The organism is Corallococcus sp. AB045 (assembly GCF_003668895.1).
GTDB classification, from domain to species: Bacteria; Myxococcota; Myxococcia; order Myxococcales; family Myxococcaceae; genus Corallococcus; species Corallococcus coralloides.
This window is the reverse complement of record NZ_RAWN01000056.1, coordinates 22911-42165: the sequence shown is the minus strand read 5'-3', so window position 1 is coordinate 42165 and position 19255 is coordinate 22911. Positions and strand designations below refer to the sequence as shown.

Below are 19255 nucleotides of genomic sequence, written 5' to 3'. Positions count from 1 at the left end.
GCCGGTGCAGTACACGGACTTCGCGGCGTGGCAGCGCGACTGGCTCCAGGGCGAGACACTGGACGCGCAGCTGGGCTACTGGAAGCAGCAGCTCGGAGGGGCTCCGGCCACCCTGGAGCTGCCCACGGATCATCCCCGCCCGGCCATCCAGTCCAACGCGGGTGCGACCCACGCCGTGAGGATTCCCCAGGCGACGTCCGAAGCGCTCAAGGCCCTGGCCCAGCGCGAGGGCGCCACGCCCTTCATGGTGCTGCTCGCGGCCTGGCAGGTGCTCCTGTCGCGCTACGCAGGCCAGGACGACCTCACCGTGGGCTCGCCCATCGCGGGCCGCACCCAGGCGGAAGCCGAAGGGCTCATCGGATTCTTCGTCAACACGCTCGTCCTGCGTACACACGTGACGCCGGAGGACTCCTTCCGCCACTTGCTCTCCCAGGTGCGCGGCACGACGCTCGCGGCGTACGAGCATCAGCACGTGCCCTTCGAGAAGCTGGTGGAGGTCCTCCAGCCCGTGCGGGACGCGAGCCGCAGCCCGCTGTTCCAGGTGATGTTCGTCCTCCAGAACGCCCCAGGGGAAGCGCTGCGCGTCCCGGGCCTCACCTTCAAGCAGGTCATCGCCGAGGGCCACTCCGCCAAGTTCGATCTCACCCTGACGTTGCAGGACTCCCCACAGGGGTTCACCGGCTGGATGGAGTACAGCACCGCCCTCTTCGAGCGGAGCACCATCGAGCGGATGGGCAGCCATCTGCGCACGCTGCTGGAGGCCGTGGCCGCGAAGCCCGAGCAGCCCGTGGCCGGGCTGTCCCTCCTCTCCGGCGAGGAGCGTCACCGCGTCCTCGTGGAGTGGAATGACACGGCCACCGTCAGCCCGACCGACGTGCCGGTCCATGTCCACTTCGCCCGGCAGGCACAGCGCACACCTGACGCGGTGGCCCTGGTGCTGGGAGATGACTCGCTGACGTATGCGCAGCTGGACGCGCGCGCGAACCAGCTGGCCCACCACCTGCGTGCCCTGGGCATCGCCCCGGGTGCGCGAGTGGGCCTCGCCGTCGAGCGGTCCTTCGAACTGGTGACCGCGCTCCTCGCCATCCTCAAGGTGGGCGCGGCCTTCGTCCCCGTGGACCGCAATGCGCCCGTGGAGCGTATCGCCGCCCTGCTGGAGGACGCGGACGTCAGCGTGACGCTCGCGCACCAGCCCTTCGCCTCCCTGCTGCCTCCTTCCGGCACCCGCGTCTGGCTGGATGCCCAATCCGCGCAGATTGCCTCGCGGCCCACGCATGCGCCCGACGTCCGCGTGGACGGTGAAGCCCTGGCCTACGTGATGTTCACCTCCGGCAGCACCGGCCGCCCCAAGGGCGTCGGCGTGCCGCACCGGGGAATCACCCGGCTGGTGCTCGGCGGCACCTTCATGCGCTTCGGGCCGGATGAAGTCTGGCTCCAGGCCGCCCCTGTTGCCTTCGATGCGTCCACGCTCGAAATCTGGGGCGCGCTCCTGCACGGCGCGAAGCTCGTCCTTGCTCCTTCGCACTCCCTCTCGCTGGAGGAGCTGGCCGCCCAGCTGCGTCACCACCGCGTGACGTCGCTCTGGCTCACCGCCGCCCTCTTCGAGCAGATGGCCCTGCACCAGGGCGAAGCGCTCGCGGGCGTGCGCCAGGTCCTCGCGGGTGGCGACGTGCTGCCCGCCTCCCGCGTTCGCGAGCACCTGGCCCGCCTGCCGGAAGGCGCCACCTTCCACAACGGCTACGGCCCCACGGAGAACACGACCTTCTCCACCACCTTCGCCATGCACCGCGATTCGGTGGTGGGCGGCTCGGTGTCCATCGGCCGGCCGCTCTCCAACTCCACGGTCTACGTGCTCGACGCGAGCCTGCGCCCGATGCCCGTGGGTGTCGCGGGTGAGGTGTACGTGGGCGGACAGGGTCTGGCCTGGGGCTACCTCCACCGTCCGGACCTGACCGCGGAGCGCTTCGTCCCCCACCCCTTCGCCTCCACACCGGGCGAGCGCCTCTACCGCACGGGCGACAAGGCCCGCTGGAAGCCGGACGGCACGCTCGACTTCCTGGGCCGCGTCGACTTCCAGGTGAAGGTGCGTGGCTTCCGCATCGAGCTGGGTGAAATCGAAGCCGCGCTGCGCTCCGCCACCGGCGTCCATGAAGCGGTCGTCGTGGCCCGGGGCACGGACGCGGACAAGCGACTGGTCGGCTACGTCACTGCTCGTGAAGGCCACGCGTTGGATGTGGACTCCCTCAAGGCAGGCCTCAAGCAGCGGCTGCCCGAGTACATGGTCCCCTCCGCGCTCGTCGTGCTGGACGCGTTGCCGCTCAACACCAACGGCAAGGTGGACCGCAAGGCCCTGCCGGAGCCGGAGGAGACCGCGCGCGCCGTCGCCTACGTCGCACCGCGCACCGCCACCGAGAAGCAACTGGCGGCCCTCTTCACCGAGGTCCTCCGGGTGGAGCGGGTGGGCCTCCACGATGACTTCTTCGCGTTGGGAGGCCACTCGCTGCTGGCCACCCAGCTCGTCTCCCGCGTGCGGGCCACGCTCGGGCTGGAGCTGCCCCTGCGGGCCCTCTTCGATGCGCCGACCGTGGCCGCCCTCGCGCTGAAGCTCGCGGACGCGCGGCCCGCGGCGGCCCGGGGGGCTCCTCCGCTGCGCCCCGCCTCACGCACGGGAGCCATTCCGCTCTCCTTCGCACAGCAGCGCCTCTGGTTCCTGGATCAGCTCACGCCGGGGGATGCGTCGTACAACATTCCCTCGGCGCTCCGGCTGAAGGGCCCGGTGGACGTGGCGTCGTTGCGCCGCGCTTTCGAGTCCCTGGTCGCGCGTCACGAATCCCTGCGCACCACCTTCCATGAGCATGAAGGGCAGGCCACGCAGCACATCCACCTGCCGGACGCGTGGACGCTGCCGCTCGTGGACCTGTCCGCGCTGCCCGTCGCGCAGCGCGAAGCCGAGGCCCAGCGCCGAATCACGAAGGAAGCGAACCAGCCCTTCCACCTGGAGCGCGGGCCGCTCTTGCGCACGACGCTGGTGCGGCTGGCGGAGGAGGACCACTTCCTGCTCGTGACGATGCACCACATCGTCTCCGACGGCTGGTCCATGGGCGTGCTCGTCCGCGAGCTGATCAGCTTCTACGAGGCCTTCACCTCCGGCCAGACGCCCACGCTGGCCCCGCTGCCGGTGCAGTACGCGGACTTCGCGGAACGGCAGCGCCAGTGGCTCCAGGGCGAAGCGCTGGACGCGCAACTGGGCTACTGGAAGCAGCAGCTTGCGGGCGCGGCTTTCGCGCTGGAGCTGCCCACCGACCATCCGCGTCCGGCCATCCAGTCCCACCAGGGCGCGGCCGTCTCCGTCCGGATTCCCCAGGCGACGTCCGACGCCCTCAAGGCGCTGGCCCAGCGTGAGGGCGCCACGCCCTTCATGGTGCTGCTCGCGGCCTTCCAGGTGCTCCTGTCGCGCTACTCCGCGCAGGACGACCTCACCGTGGGCTCGCCCATCGCGGGCCGCACCCAGGCGGAGACCGAGGGCCTCATCGGCTTCTTCGTCAACACGCTCGTCCTGCGCACGCGCGTGGCGCCGGAGGACTCCTTCCGGACGCTGCTCGCCCAGGTGCGGGGCACGACGCTCGCGGCCTACGAACACCAGCACCTGCCGTTCGAGAAGCTGGTGGAGGTCCTCCAGCCCGTCCGGGACGCGAGCCGCAGCCCGCTGTTCCAGGTGATGTTCGCCCTCCAGAACGCCCCGGCCGGAGACCTGCGCGTTCGCGGCCTCACCTTCCAGCAGGTCAGCACCGAAGGGCGCTCCGCCAAGTTCGACCTCAACCTGGCGATGCAGGACTCGCCCCAGGGCTTCGTGGGCTCGCTGGAGTACAGCACCGCCCTCTTCAAGCGCGGCACCGTGGAGCGGATGGCCCGCCAGCTGCTCACGCTGCTGGAGTCCGTGGCAGCCAGGCCCGAGCAGTCCGTGGCCGGGCTGTCCCTCCTCTCCAGCGAGGAGCGGCAGCGCATCCTCGTGGAGTGGAACGACACCACCGTCGCCAGTCCCACGGACATCCCCGTCCACGTCCACTTCGCCCGGCAGGCGCAGCGCGCGCCCGAGGCCATCGCCCTCGTCCTGGGGGACGCCTCGCTGACGTATGCGCAGCTGGACGCGCGAGCGAACCAACTGGCCCACCACCTGCGCGACCTCGGCATCGCGCAGGGAGCGCGGGTCGGCATCGCCGTCGAGCGGTCCTTCGAGCTGGTGACGGCGCTGCTCGCCATCCTCAAGGCGGGGGCCACCTACGTTCCCGTGGACCGCAATGCTCCCGTGGAGCGCATCGGGTCCCTGCTGGAGGACGCGGACGTCCACTTCGTCGTCACCCACCAGCCCTTCGCGTCACTGCTGCCCGACACCGGCACCCGCGTCTGGCTGGATGCACAGCGCGACGTCATCACCACGCGGCCCACCCACGCCCCCGACGTCCGCGTGGACGGCGAGGCCATGGCCTACGTGATGTTCACCTCCGGGAGCACCGGCCGCCCCAAGGGCGTCTGCATTCCGCACCGGGGCATCACGCGCATGGTGGTCGGCAGCACGTTCATGCGCCTCGGCGCGGACGAGGTCTGGCTCCAGGTCGCCCCCATCGCCTTCGACGCGTCCACGCTCGAAATCTGGGGCGCGCTGCTGAATGGCTCGAAGCTCGTCCTGTCGCCGCCGCACTCCCTTTCGCTGGAGGAGCTGGCCGCGCAGCTGCGCCACCACGGCGTGACGACGCTGTTCCTGACGACCGCGCTCTTCGAGCAGATGGCCCTGCACCAGGGTGAAGCGCTCGCGGGCGTGCGCCAGGTCCTCTCCGGTGGCGACGTGCTGCCCGCGGACCGCGTGCGAGAGCACCTGGCGCGCATCCCCGAAGGCGCCAGCTTCCACAACGCCTACGGCCCCACGGAGAGCACCACCCTCGCCACCACCTTCGCCATGGGGCATGGCTCGCGCGTGGAAGGCGCCATCCCCATCGGCCGGCCGCCCTCCAACTCCACCGTCTTCGTGCTCGACGCGCACCTGCACCCGGTGCCCGTGGGTATTGCCGGCGAGGTGTACGTCGGCGGCCAGGGCCTGGCCTGGGGCTATCTGCACCGCCCGGACCTGACCGCGGAGCGCTTCATTCCCCACCCCTTCGCCTCCACACCGGGCGAGCGCCTCTACCGCACGGGTGACCAGGCCCGCTGGCGGGAGGACGGCACGCTCGACTTCCTGGGCCGTGTCGACCTCCAGGTGAAGGTGCGTGGCTTCCGCATCGAGCTGGGCGAAATCGAAACCGCGCTGCGCGCCTTCACTGGCGTCAACGAAGCGGTCGTCGTGGCCCGGGGCACCGGCGCGGACAAGCGACTCATCGGCTACGTCACCGCGCGCGCGGGCCATTCGCCAGCGCCGGACACGCTCCGGGCAGGACTCAAGCAGCGGCTGCCGGAGTACATGGTGCCGTCTGCCTTCGTGGTGCTGGACGCGCTGCCCCTCAACGCCAACGGCAAGGTGGACCGGAAGGCCCTGCCGGAGCCGGGGAGCACGCCTCGGAGCACCGTCTTCGTCGCGCCGCGCACCGCCACCGAGGAGCAGCTGGCCACCCTCTTCGCCGAGGTCCTCCGGGTGGAGCGCATCGGCGTGCGGGACGACTTCTTCGCCATGGGAGGCCACTCGCTGTTGGCCACCCAGCTCGTCTCGCGCGTGCGCTCCACCTTCCGTGTGGAGCTGCCGCTGCGGGCCCTCTTCGAGGCGCCCACGGTCGAAGGACTCGCGCCGAAGATCGAGGAGGCCCAGACCACCGGGCTGCGCGCACCGCCCCTGCGGCCCATGCCGCGCGAAGGCGCCCTTCCTCTGTCCTTCGCCCAGCAGCGCCTCTGGTTGCTGGATCAGCTCCAACCGGGAGACATCTCGTACAACATCCCCACCGCCCTGCGGCTGACGGGCCCGGTGGACGTGGAGGCCTTGCGCCGCGCCTTCGAAGCGCTGGTGGAGCGCCACGAATCGCTGCGCACCACGCTCTCCACGTCGCAGGAGGAGCCGTCGCAATGCATCCAGGAGCCCTCCGACTGGGAGCTGCCCCTCATCGACCTGACGTCCCTGCCTGAGTCGCGGCGGGAGGATGAGGCCCAGCGCGTAGCGGCCACGGAGGCCCGGCGTTCCTTCGACCTCTCCACGGGCCCGTTGCTGCGCAGCACGCTGGTGCGGCTGGGACAGGACTCGCACCTGTTGCTGGTGACGATGCACCACATCGTCTCCGACGGCTGGTCCATGGGCGTGCTCGTCCGGGAGGTGGCGGCCTTCTACGAAGCCTTCAGCACCGGCCGCGCTCCCGTCCTCCCGCCGCTGCCCGTGCAGTACGCGGACTTCTCGATGTGGCAGCGAGGCTGGCTCCAGGGCGAGGCCCTGGACGCGCAGCTGGGCTACTGGAAGAAGCAGCTCGGGGGGGCACCTTCCGCGCTGGACCTGCCCACGGACCACCCGCGTCCGCCGGTGCAGTCGCGTCGGGGCGCCACGGTGGACGTGCGCATCCCGCTGGAGGTCTCCCAGTCCCTGAAGGCCCTGGCCCAACGTGAAGGCGCCACGCCCTTCATGTTGCTGCTCGCGGCCTGGCAGCTGCTCCTGTCGCGCTACTCCACGCAGGACGACATCAGCGTGGGCACGCCCATCGCGGGCCGCACCCAGGCGGAGACCGAGGGCCTCATCGGCTTCTTCGTCAACACGCTCGTCCTGCGCGCCCACGTCCAGCCGCAGGCGACCTTCCGTGAGTTCCTCGCGCAGGTGCGCCGCACGACGCTCGCGGCCTACGAGCATCAGCACCTGCCCTTCGAGAAGCTGGTGGAGGTCCTCCAGCCCGCGCGAGACCTGAGCCGCAGCGCGCTCTTCCAGGCGATGTTCTCCCTGCAGAACGCGCCCACCGAAGCGCTGCGCGTGTCCGGGCTGTCCTTCCAGAGCGTCCCGGTGGACACCCGGTCCTCCAAGTTCGACCTGACGCTCACCCTCGGCGAGTCGCCCCAGGGTTTCGTCGGGCTGCTGACGTACGCGACGGACCTCTTCGATGCCTCGACCGTGCAGCGCATGGCGGGCCACATGGGCGTGCTGCTGGAGGCCATCACCACGCAGCCGGACTCGACGCTCGCGAGCCTGCCCCTGCTCACCGCTCCGGAGCGGCAGCGGCTTCTCGTGGACTGGAATGGCCCCAGCGCGGAGTTCCCCCGCGACCTCTGCCTCCATGACGCCTTCAGCGCCCAGGCCCTTCGCACGCCGGAGTCCCTGGCCGTCATCTGCCGCGAGGAGCAGCTCACCTTCCGTGAGCTGGAAGTCCGCGCCAATCAGCTTGCGCACCGGCTGGTGAAGCTCGGCGTTGGCCCCGACGTGCGCGTCGTCCTCTGCGTGGAGCGCTCCGTGGAGGCCCTCGTCGGCATCCTCGGCACCCTCAAGGCTGGCGGCGCCTACGTCCCCATCGACCCCAGCTACCCGCGCGAGTGGCTTGCCCACGTCCTCTCCGACACGGGCGCTCCCGTCGTCCTCACCCAGCAGCGCCTGCGCGACTCGCTGCCTCCGCACTCCGCGCACACCCTCTGCCTGGACTCCGACGCCGCGGACCTTGCTCTTGAGTCCCAGTGCGCTCCGGTGACGTCTGTCACCTCGGAGCACCTCGCCTACATCATCTACACCTCCGGCAGCACCGGCCGCCCCAAGGGCGTGATGATTCAGCACCGCTCCGTGCTCAATCTTCGTGTCGCCCTTGCCGCTACGGTGCACGCGGAGGCACGGCCTGGGGAGCGCGTCAGCGTCAACGCGCCCCTCTCCTTCGACGCCTCCGTCAAGCAACTCATCCAGGTGCTCGACGGCCACACCCTCTGCATCATTCCCGACGAGGCCCGCGCTGACGTCGGTGAGCTCGTCAACCGCATTGGCCAGGACACCCTCGACGTCCTCGATTGCTCTCCGGCCCACCTGCGCCTGCTCGTGGATGAGGGCCTGCTGGAGCGCAAGGCCATCCCCCGCCGCGTCCTCGTGGGCGGTGAGGCCGTGGACCCCACCACCTGGCGTCACCTCGCCCAGGCCCCGCGCCCGCGCGTCTTCAACGTCTACGGCCCCACCGAGTGCACCGTCGACGCCACTGCTTGCGCCTTCGACGCGTCTCCCACGCCCACCATCGGCAGGCCCCTGCCCAACGTCCGCGTCTACGTGCTCGACCGCACGCTGCGCCCCGTGCCCGTCGGCGTCGCGGGCGAACTCTTCATCGGCGGTGAGGGCGTCGCGCGCGGCTACCTCAACCGGCCGGAGCTGACGGCCGACCGCTTCATCCCGGATGCCTTCTCCTCCACGCCCGGTGCCCGCCTCTACCGCACCGGCGACGTGGTGCGCTGGCGCGCCGACGGGATGCTCGACTACCTGGGCCGCACCGACTTCCAGGTGAAGGTCCGCGGCTTCCGCATCGAGCTTGGTGAAATCGAGTCCTGCCTGCTGAAACACCCTGCGGTGCATCAGGCCGTCGTCCTCGCCCGCGAGGACGTGCCCGGTGACAAGCGACTCGTCGCCTACGCCGTCACCGGGACGGGAGAGTCCCTGGACTCCACCGAGCTGCGCACCTTCCTCAAGCAGCACCTGCCCGAGTACATGCTGCCCTCCGCCTTCCTGGTGCTGGAGGCCTTGCCGCTCAACACCAACGGCAAGGTGGACCGCAAGGCCCTGCCCGCGCCCCAGGGCACGTCGCTCGCATCCACTTTCGTCGCGCCGCGCACGCCCGCCGAGGAGCAGCTCGCAGCCCTCTTCATGCAGGTGCTGCGCGTGGAGCGCGTGGGCGTCCACGACGACTTCTTCGCGCTCGGTGGTCATTCGCTGCTGGCCACCCAGCTCGTCTCCCGCGTGCGCGCCACGTTCCGCGTGGAGCTGCCGCTGCGGGCCCTCTTCGAAGCGCCCACCGTGGCCACGCTCACCGAGCGGCTCCAGACAGCCACGCCGAACCTCCACCTGCCCGCGCCCACCCAGACGCACGCGGACGGCCCTCGGCCGTTGTCCTTCGCGCAGCAGCGGCTGTGGCTGTTGGATCAGCTCCAGCCTGGGGACGCGTCGTACAACATCCCCACCGCGCTCCAGCTCTCGGGGCAGTTGGACGTGGAGGCGCTGCGCCGCGCCTTCGAAGCGCTCGTCCAGCGCCACGAGGCCCTGCGCACCACCTTCCACGAGCACCAGGACCAGCCCATCCAGAACATCCACGCGCTCAGCGGTTGGACGCTGCCGCTCGTGGACCTCTCCGCCCGGCCTGACGCACTCCGGGAAGAAGAGGCGCGGCGGATGGCCGACGAAGAAGCGCGGAGGCCGTTCGACCTCGCCAGGGGCCCGCTGCTGCGCAGCACGCTGGTGCGGCTGGGACAGGACTCGCACCTGCTGCTGGTGACGATGCATCACATCGTCTCCGACGGATGGTCCATGGGCGTGCTCGTCCGGGAAGTGGCGACCTTCTACGCGGCCTTCTCCACGGGCCAGTCGCCCTCGCTCCCGCCGCTGCCCGTGCAGTACGCGGACTTCGCGACGTGGCAGCGGAACTGGCTCCAGGGAGAAGCCCTGGACGCGCAGATCCACTACTGGAAGCAGCAGCTCTCCGGAGCGCCCGCGGCGTTGGAGCTACCCACGGACCACCCGCGTCCGCCCGTGCAGTCGCACCGGGGCGACTCGGTGGACGTGCGCATTCCCAAGCACCTCACGGATGCCCTCAAGGCCCTCTCCCAGCGGGAAGGCGCCACGCCGTTCATGACGTTGCTGGCGGCGTTCCAGGTGCTCCTGTCGCGCTACTCCGCACAGGACGACGTCAGTGTCGGTTCCCCCATCGCCGGCCGCACCCAGGCGGAGACTGAAGGCCTCATCGGCTTCTTCATCAACACGCTCGTCCTGCGCGCCCAGCTGAACCCGCGCGCGACGTTCCGCGAGTTGCTGGCCCAGGTGCGAGGCACGACGCTCGCGGCCTACGACCATCAGCACCTGCCGTTCGAGAAGCTCGTGGAGGCCGTGCAGCCCACGCGCGACCTGAGCCGCAGCCCGCTCTTCCAGGCCATGTTCGTCCTGCAGAACACGCCCACCGAAGCGCTGCGTCTGCCGGGCCTGTCCTTCCAGTCCCTGCCGCAGGAAGCGCACTTCGCCAAGTTCGACCTCTCCTTGGGTCTGCGTGAAGGCCAGGACGGGTTCGTCGGCACGTTCGAGTACGCGACGGACCTGTTCGACGCGGCGACCCTCCAGCGCATGGCCGGACACTTCGGTGTGCTGCTGGAGGCCATTGCGAAGAAGCCGGACACGAAGCTTGGCGACCTGCCACTGCTCACCGACACGGAGCGCAAGCAGGTCCTCATCGACTGGAACCTGTCTGCCTCGCAGATGCCGGGCGAGCCCAGCATCCCCGCGATGGTCGAGGCGCAGGTGCGTCGCACACCGGATGAGGTGGCCGTCATCACGCCCGAGCGGCAGCTGACGTACCGGGAGCTGGACGCGAAGGCCAATCAGCTCGCGCACCGTCTGCGTGGACTGGGTGTCGGGCCCGAAGTCCGCGTCGGCCTGTGCGTCGAGCGCACTGAAGACCTCGTCATCGGCGCGCTTGGCATCCTCAAGGCTGGTGGTGCCTACGTGCCTCTGGATCCCAGCTACCCGCGTGAGCGTCTGGGATGGCTGCTGGAGGACGCACAGGGCCCCGCCCTCGTCGCGCATTCGCACCTGCTCTCGGCACTGCCCGAAACCTCCACCACGCCCGTGTGCCTCGACTCGGACGCAGAGCTGGCGAAGCAGCCGACGACGGCGCCCACGGTGGACATCCACCCAGGCCACCTCGCCTACCTCATCTACACCTCTGGCAGCACCGGCCGTCCCAAGGGCGTCGCCATCTCCCATGGCAACGCCGTCTCCTTCCTTCACTGGGCCTTGGAGACCTTCTCGCCGGAGGAGCTGAAGGGCACGCTCGCCGCGACGAGCCTCAACTTCGACCTCTCCGTCTTCGAACTCTTCGCTCCGTTGAGCAGTGGTGGTGCGGTGGTGGTGGCGCGCAACGCTCTGCACCTGGCGGAGCTGCCCACCGCGTCCCACGTCACCCTCGTCAACACCGTGCCCTCCGCCATGGCGCAGCTGCTGCGTCTGGGTGCGGTGCCTCCGAGTGTGCGCGTCATCAACCTCGCGGGCGAAGCCCTGCCGGAGACGCTCGCCAAGCAGGTCTACGCGGTGCCCACCGTCGAGAAGCTCTACAACCTCTACGGGCCCTCCGAGGACACCACCTACTCCACGGCCTCCCTCGTCGGCCGTGACGAAGTGCCTCTCATCGGCCGTCCACTGCCCGCGACGCGCGCCTACGTGCTGGACGCCTCGTTGCAGCCGGTGCCCGTCGGTGTCGCAGGCGAGCTGTACCTCGCCGGCGAAGGTCAGGCGCGTGGCTACCTGCTGCGCCCGGAACTCACCGCGGAGCGCTTCGTCCCGGAGCCTTACGGTCCTCCCGGTGGCCGCATGTACCGCACGGGCGACCGCGTCCGTTACCGCATGGACGGGCGCCTGGAGTACCTCGGCCGCATCGACTTCCAGGTGAAGGTGCGTGGCTTCCGCATCGAGCTGGGCGAAATCGAAGCCGCTCTCCGTCGCGCGCCGGGCATCAAGGACGCCGTCGTCGTCGCCAGGGGTGAGGCCTCCGACAAGCGCCTCGTCGCCTACGTCACGCCCAAGGCGAATGCCTCGCTGGAAGTGGAGGCCCTCAAGACGCACCTGCGCCAGGGCCTCCCCGAGTACATGGTCCCCGCCACCTTCGTGGTGCTGGACGCGCTGCCCCTCAACTCCAACGGCAAGGTGGACCGCAAGGCCCTGCCAGAGCCGGAGGCGCCCCAGTCCGGTCACACCTATGAAGCGCCGCGCACGGAAGTCGAAGCGAAGCTGGCCTCCATCTGGGCCGAAGTCCTGCGCCTGCCCCAGGTGGGCGTGAAGGACTCGTTCTTCGAGCTGGGTGGACACTCGCTGCTGGCCACCCAGGTCGTGTCGCGGGTCCGCGCGGAGTTCAGCGTGGAACTCCCCCTGCGCGCGCTCTTCGAGTCCCCCACGGTAGAGGCGCTCGCCGGGCGGCTGCGCGGGAGCGCGACCTCCCAGGCTCCGAAGCTCACCCGCGTCTCGCATGACGGTCCGCTGCCGTTGTCTTTCGCCCAGCAGCGGCTGTGGCTGTTGGATCAGCTCCAGCCTGGGGACGCGTCGTACAACATCCCCACCGCGCTCCAGCTCTCGGGGCAGTTGGACGTCGAGGCCCTGCGCCGTGCCTTCGAGGCACTCGTTGCCCGCCACGAAGCCCTGCGCACCACCTTCCACGAGCACCAGGACCAGCCCATCCAGACCGTCCACGCTTCCAGTGGTTGGACACTGCCGCTCGTGGACCTCGCCACCCAGCCGGAAGCGCTGCGAGAGGAAGAGGCGCGGCGACTGGCCAACGCGGAAGCACGACGGCCGTTCGACCTCGCCAGAGGCCCGCTGCTGCGCAGCACGCTGGTGCGGCTGGCCGAGGACTCACACCTGCTGCTCGTGACGATGCACCACATCGTCTCCGACGGTTGGTCCATGGGCGTGCTCGTCCGGGAGATGGTGGCCTTCTACGAGGCCTTCTCCACGAACAGCACGCCGGCTCTCGCGCCGCTGTCCGTGCAGTACGCGGACTTCGCGGCCTGGCAGCGAAACTGGCTCCAGGGAGAGGTCCTGGATGCACAGCTCCATTACTGGAAGCAGCAGCTCGTGGGAGCCCCCGCGGCGTTGGAGCTGCCCACGGATCGTCCGCGTCCGCCCGTGCAGTCACACCGGGGCGCCACGGTGGACGTGCACATCCCTTCGGAGGTCTCTCACGCGCTCAAGGCCCTGGCACAGAGGGAAGGCGCAACGTCCTTCATGACGTTGCTGGCTGCGTTCCAGGTGCTCCTGTCGCGCTACTCCGCGCAGGATGACGTCAGCGTGGGCACGCCCATCGCCGGCCGCACCCAGGCGGAGACCGAAGGCCTCATCGGCTTCTTCATCAACACGCTCGTCCTGCGCACCCAGCTGAATCCTCGCGCGACCTTCCGCGAGCTGCTGTCCCAGGTCCGAGGCACGACCTTCGCGGCCTTCGAGCACCAGCACCTTCCGTTCGAAAAGCTCGTGGAAGCCGTGCAGCCCACGCGCGACCTGAGCCGCAGCCCGCTCTTCCAGGCCATGTTCGTCCTGCAGAACACGCCGAATGAGGCACTGCGTCTGCCGGGGCTGTCCTTCCAGGCGCTACCGCTGGAAGCACACTTCGCCAAGTTCGACCTCTCCCTGGGTCTGCGTGAAGGCCGGGACGGATTCGTCGGCACGCTGGAGTACGCGACGGACCTGTTCGACGCCGAGACCCTCCAGCGTATGGCCGGACACTTCGGTGTGTTGCTGGAGGCGATTGCCACGAAGCCGGACACAAGGCTTGGCGACCTGCCGCTGCTTACGGATGCCGAGCGCCAGCAGCTCCTCGTCGAGTGGAATCCCCCTGCATCACAGACGCCGCAGGAATCCAGCATTCCAGCCATGGTCGAGGCACAGGCGCACCGCACGCCGGATGCGCTGGCCGTCATCACGCCCGAGCGGCAGCTGACGTACCGGGAGCTGGACGCGAAGGCGAACCAACTCGCCCACCGCCTGCGTGGACTGGGCGTCGGGCCTGAAGTCCGCGTCGGCCTGTGCGTCGAGCGCACTGAAGACCTCGTCATCGGTGCCCTCGGCATCCTCAAGGCCGGTGGTGCCTACGTGCCGCTGGACCCCAGCTACCCGCGTGAGCGTCTGGGCTGGCTGCTGGAGGACGCACAGGGCCCCGCTCTCGTCGCGCATTCGCATCTGCTCTCCGCCCTGCCGGAGACCTCCGCCACGCCGGTGTGCCTCGACTCGGATGAGGAGCTGGCGAAGCAGCCGACGACGGCTCCGCCGGTGGACATCCACGCCGGGCACCTCGCCTATCTCATCTACACCTCCGGCAGCACCGGCCGTCCCAAGGGCGTCGCCATCTCCCACGGCAATGCCGTGAAGTTCCTCCATTGGGCCCTCGCCACGTTCTCTGCCGAGGAACTGAAGGGCACCCTCGCCGCGACGAGCCTCAACTTCGACCTCTCCGTCTTCGAACTCTTCGCTCCGTTGAGCAGTGGTGGTGCGGTGGTGGTGGCTCGCAACGCCCTGCATCTGGCGGAGCTGCCCACCGCACCCCACGTCACCCTCATCAACACCGTGCCCTCCGCCATGGCGCAGCTGCTGCGTCTGGGTGCGGTGCCTCCGAGTGTGCGCGTCATCAACCTCGCGGGCGAAGCCCTGCCGGAGACGCTCGCGAAGCAGGTCTACGCCGTCCCGACGGTGCAGAAGCTCTTCAACCTCTACGGCCCGTCCGAGGACACCACCTACTCCACGGCCTCTCTCGTCGGTCGTGACGAAGTGCCGCTTATTGGCCGCCCGCTTCCCTCGACGCGCGCCTACGTGCTGGACGCGTCACTCCAGCCGGTGCCCGTCGGTGTCGCAGGCGAGCTGTACCTCGCAGGAGAAGGCCAGGCGCGCGGCTACCTGCTGCGCCCGGAACTCACCGCGGAGCGCTTCGTGCCGGAGCCCTTCGGTCCTCCGGGCGGCCGCATGTACCGCACGGGCGACCGCGTCCGTTACCGTATGGACGGGCGCCTGGAGTACCTGGGCCGCATCGACTTCCAGGTGAAGGTGCGTGGCTTCCGCATCGAGCTGGGTGAAATCGAAGCCGCTCTCCGTCGCGCTCCGGGACTCAAGGACGCCGTCGTCGTCGCGAGGGGTGAGGCCTCCGACAAGCGCCTCGTCGCCTACGTCACGCCCAAGGCGAATACCTCCCTGGAAGTGGAGGCCCTCAAGGCCCACCTGCGCCAGGGCCTCCCCGAGTACATGGTGCCCACCACCTTCGTGGTGCTGGACGCCCTGCCCCTCAACTCCAACGGCAAGGTGGACCGCAAGGCCCTGCCCGAGCCGGAGGCGCCCCAGTCCGGCCACACCTACGAAGCGCCGCGCACGGAGGTCGAAGCGAAGCTGGCCTCCATCTGGGCCGAAGTCCTGCGACTGCCCCGGGTGGGCGTGAAGGACTCCTTCTTCGAACTGGGTGGGCACTCGCTGCTGGCCACCCAGGTCGTGTCGCGGGTCCGCGTGGAGTTCAGCGTGGAACTCCCCCTGCGCGCGCTCTTCGAATCCCCCACCGTGGAAGCGCTCGCGGTTCGTCTGGTGGGGCTGACCCGCACGAGCACTACTCAGCTCACCCGCGTCTCGCATGACGGTCCGCTGCCGTTGTCCTTCGCCCAGCAGCGGCTGTGGCTCATTGATCAGCTCGAACCGGGCAGCCCGCTCTACAACGTGCCCATCGCAGTTCGGCTGGAGGGCCACCTGCGCACGGGCGTGCTGGAGCATGCCCTGCAGGAAGTCGTGCGCCGACACGATGCTCTGCGCACCACCTTCACCCAGGTGGACGGAGAGCCGGTCCAGCGCATCCACTCCGACAGTCAGCTGCCCCTGGGGCTCGTGGACCTCTCGAACGTGCCGGAGGCGCAGCGAGAGTTCGAAGCGCGGAGCCAGGTGGAACAGGAGATGCGCCGGCCCTTCGACCTGCGCACGGGGCCGCTCCTCCGCACGCTGCTCTTCAAGCTGGCAGAACACGAGCACGTGCTCGTCGTCACCCTGCACCACATCGTCTCTGACGGCTGGTCGCTGGGAGTGCTTGTGCGGGAAGTCTCGGCCCTCTACGCGGCCTTCTCCGCCAGCCAGCCGTCGCCCCTGACTGCGCTGCCGGTGCAGTACGCGGACTATGCCTACTGGCAGCGCCGCACGCTCGCGGGCGAGACGCTGCGGCAGGAAATGGCCTACTGGGAAGTGAAGCTCTCCGGCGCTCCAGCCGTGCTGGAGCTGCCCACCGACTTCCCCCGCCCGGCCGTCCGGAGCACCGCGGGTGCAACCCTCGGCTTCACCCTGTCACGTGAGTTGACGGAAGCCCTGCGCGGACTGGCTCACCGTGAAGGCGGCTCGCTCTTCATGGTGCTGTTGGCCGCCTGGCAGGGCCTGCTTGCGCGCTACACGGGGCAGCAGGACCTCAGCGTGGGCTCGCCCATCGCCGGCCGCACGCGCGCGGAGACGGAGGGGCTCATCGGCTTCTTCGTCAACACGCTCGTCCTGCGTGCGAAGGTGGACGAGGGCCAGTCCTTCCGCTCGCTGCTCCAGCAGGTGCGCGCCACGGTGCTGGAGGCCTACGAGCACCAGGAGGTGCCCTTCGAGAAGCTGGTGGAAGTCCTCCAGCCGACGCGCAGCCTCAGCCACACGCCTCTCTTCCAGACGCTGCTCGCGCTCCAGAACGTGCCCACGGAGGACGTGCGGCTGCCGGACCTCCGGCTGCGAAGGCTGGAGACCACCCACTCGACGTCGAAGTTCGACGTGAGCGTCTTCTTCACGGAGACGTCCGAAGGGCTGCGAGGCACGCTGGAGTACAGCACCGCCCTCTTCAAGCAGAGCACCGTGGAGCGGATGGCCGCCCACCTGCGCACGCTGCTGGAGGCAGTGGCCGCGAAGCCCGAGCAGGCCATGGCCCACCTGCCGCTCCTCTCCAACGACGAGCGCCAGCGCCTCCTCGTCGAGTGGAACGACACCACCGTCACCAGCCCGATGGAGGTTCCCATCCACGTCCACTTCGCCCGGCAGGCGCAGCGCACACCTCACGCTGTCGCCCTCGTGCTGGGGGATGACTTGCTGACGTATGCCCAGCTGGATTCACGCGCGAACCAACTGGCCCATCACCTGTGGGCCCTGGGCATCGCCCCCGGTGCACGCGTCGGCCTCGCCGTCGAGCGCTCCTTCGAGCTGGTGACCGCGCTCCTCGCCATCCTCAAGGTGGGCGCGGCCTTCGTCCCCGTGGACCGCAATGCGCCCGTGGAGCGCATCGAGATGCTGCTGGAGGACGCGGACGTGGACGTGGTGGTCACGCACCAGCCCTTCGCTTCGTTGCTCCCCGCCACCGGCACCCGCGTCTGGTTGGACGCCCAGTCCGCGCAGATTGCATCGCGGCCCACGCATGCGCTGGATGTCCGCGTGGACGGTGATGCCCTCGCCTACGTGATGTTCACCTCCGGCAGCACCGGCCGTCCCAAGGGCGTCTGCGTGCCTCACCGGGGAATCACCCGCCTCGTGCTCGGCAGCACCTTCATGCGCTTCGGGGCGGATGAAATCTGGCTCCAGGCCGCCCCTGTTGCCTTCGACGCGTCCACGCTCGAAATCTGGGGTGCACTGCTGCACGGCGCGAAGCTCGTCCTCGCGCCGCCGCACTCCCTCTCCCTGGAGGAACTGGCCGCCCAACTGCGTCACCACCGCGTGACGTCACTGTGGCTCACCGCCGCCCTCTTCGAGCAGATGGCCCTGCACCAGGGCGAAGCGCTCGCGGGCGTGCGTCAGGTCCTCGCCGGTGGCGACGTGCTGCCTGCCTCCCGTGTGCGCGAACACCTCGCGCGCATTCCGGAAGGCACCACCTTCCTCAACGGCTATGGCCCCACGGAGAACACCACCTTCTCCGCCACCTTCGCCATGCAGCACGGCACGCGGATGGAAGGCGCCATCCCCATTGGCCGGCCGCTCTCCAACTCCACGGTGTACGTCCTCGACGCGCACCTGCACCCGGTGCCCGTGGGTGTCGCCGGTGAGGTGTACGTCGGCGGCCAGGGCCTGGCCTGGGGCTACTTGAACCGCCCCGAGCTGACCGCGGAACGCTTCGTCCCCCACCCCTTCGCCTCCACGCCGGGCGAGCGCCTCTACCGCACGGGAGACAAGGCCCGCTGGAAGGCGGACGGCACGCTCGACTTCCTCGGCCGCGTCGACTTCCAGGTGAAGGTGCGTGGCTTCCGCATCGAGCTGGGCGAAGTCGAAGCCGTTCTGCGCTCCGCCACCGGCGTCAACGAGGCCATCGTCGTGGCTCGGGGCTCGGACGCGGACAAGCGCCTCGTCGCCTACGTCACCGCGAGCGAAGGCCACTCGCTAAACGCCGACACCCTCAAGGCAGGCCTCAAGCAGCACCTGCCCGAGTACATGGTGCCGTCTACCGTCGTGGTGCTGGACAAGCTGCCCCTCAACTCCAACGGCAAGGTGGACCGCAAGGCCCTGCCCGAACCCGATGCCCACACTGTTGAAGCCCGGGACTTCGTCGCGCCCCGAGACGCGCTCGAAATGCAGCTCGCCCGCATCTGGGAGGACGTCCTCGGTGTCCGCTCCGTCGGCGTCCGCTCCAGCTTCTTCGAGTTGGGCGGCCACTCCCTGCTCGCCGTGCGCATGGTCGCCGCCGTGCGCGAGCACCTGGGCCAGTCGATTCCCCTCTCCGTCCTCTTCCAGCAGCCCACCGTCGAGCAGCTCGCCCAGGTGCTCCGCGACGACTCGCAGACCTGGACGCCCCTCGTCCCGCTGGAGCGAGGAGAACCCGGCCAGCGGCCCCTCTTCCTCGTCCACCCTGGCGGCGGCAACGTCCTGGCCTACTCGGAGCTGGCGCGCAGGCTGGGGCCGTCACTGCCCGTCTACGGCCTCCAGTCACGCGGCCTCGACGGGCGGCCCGTCGCCGAGTCCATCGAGGAGATGGCCAGCCTCTACATCGAAGCCCTCCGCACGGTGCAGCCGCACGGCCCCTACCAACTGGGCGGCTGGTCCCTGGGCGGAGTCATCGCCTACGAGATGGCCCGCCGCCTGCGCGAGGCTGGCGAAGCCGTGGAGCTGCTCGCCCTCATCGATGCCCACGTCCACGGCCTGACGAAGCCCGCCCAGGAGGCCACGCAGCTCGACTCCGAGGCCCGCGCGAGGCTCGCCTTTGCCCACGCCACCGCTACCGCCTTCGGCCAGGAGCTCTCCGCTTCGGACGAAGCGCTGGCACAGGGCGACGACGCGATGCTGGACCACCTGCTGAAGGAAGGGCTCCGGGCGCGCATCCTCGACGCTCAGTCCGGCCCCGCCCAGCTGCGTGCCCTCTTCAACGTCTTCCGGGCCAACCTCTTCGCCCATGAGAAGTACGTCCCCCAGCCGTACGACGGCACCGCCCTGCTGCTGAGCGCCAGCACCGTCGCCGCCGGGATTCCGCGTCACCGCGGCTGGGAGCCCCTGGTGCGTGGCGGGCTGGAGGTGCACGACGTGCCCGGCGGCCACCACGAGCTGATGCAGGACCCGCACCTCGGGTCCGTCGTCGAGCACCTGCGCCGGGCCCTGTCGTCCCTCACGCAGGCCGAAGCCACCGGCAGCTGA

1 protein-coding gene (running past one end of the window) is annotated in these 19255 nt (G+C 69.8%); it reads left to right on the top strand.

Features of this window, described 5'->3' with window-relative positions; all coding sequences use genetic code 11:
- The coding region annotated (locus tag D7Y21_RS15910; protein ID WP_147469296.1) for a non-ribosomal peptide synthase/polyketide synthase crosses the window boundary (this coding region is incomplete at its 5' end): on the top strand, positions 1-19255 show 19255 of its 28250 nt. Its footprint begins 8995 nt before the window's first position.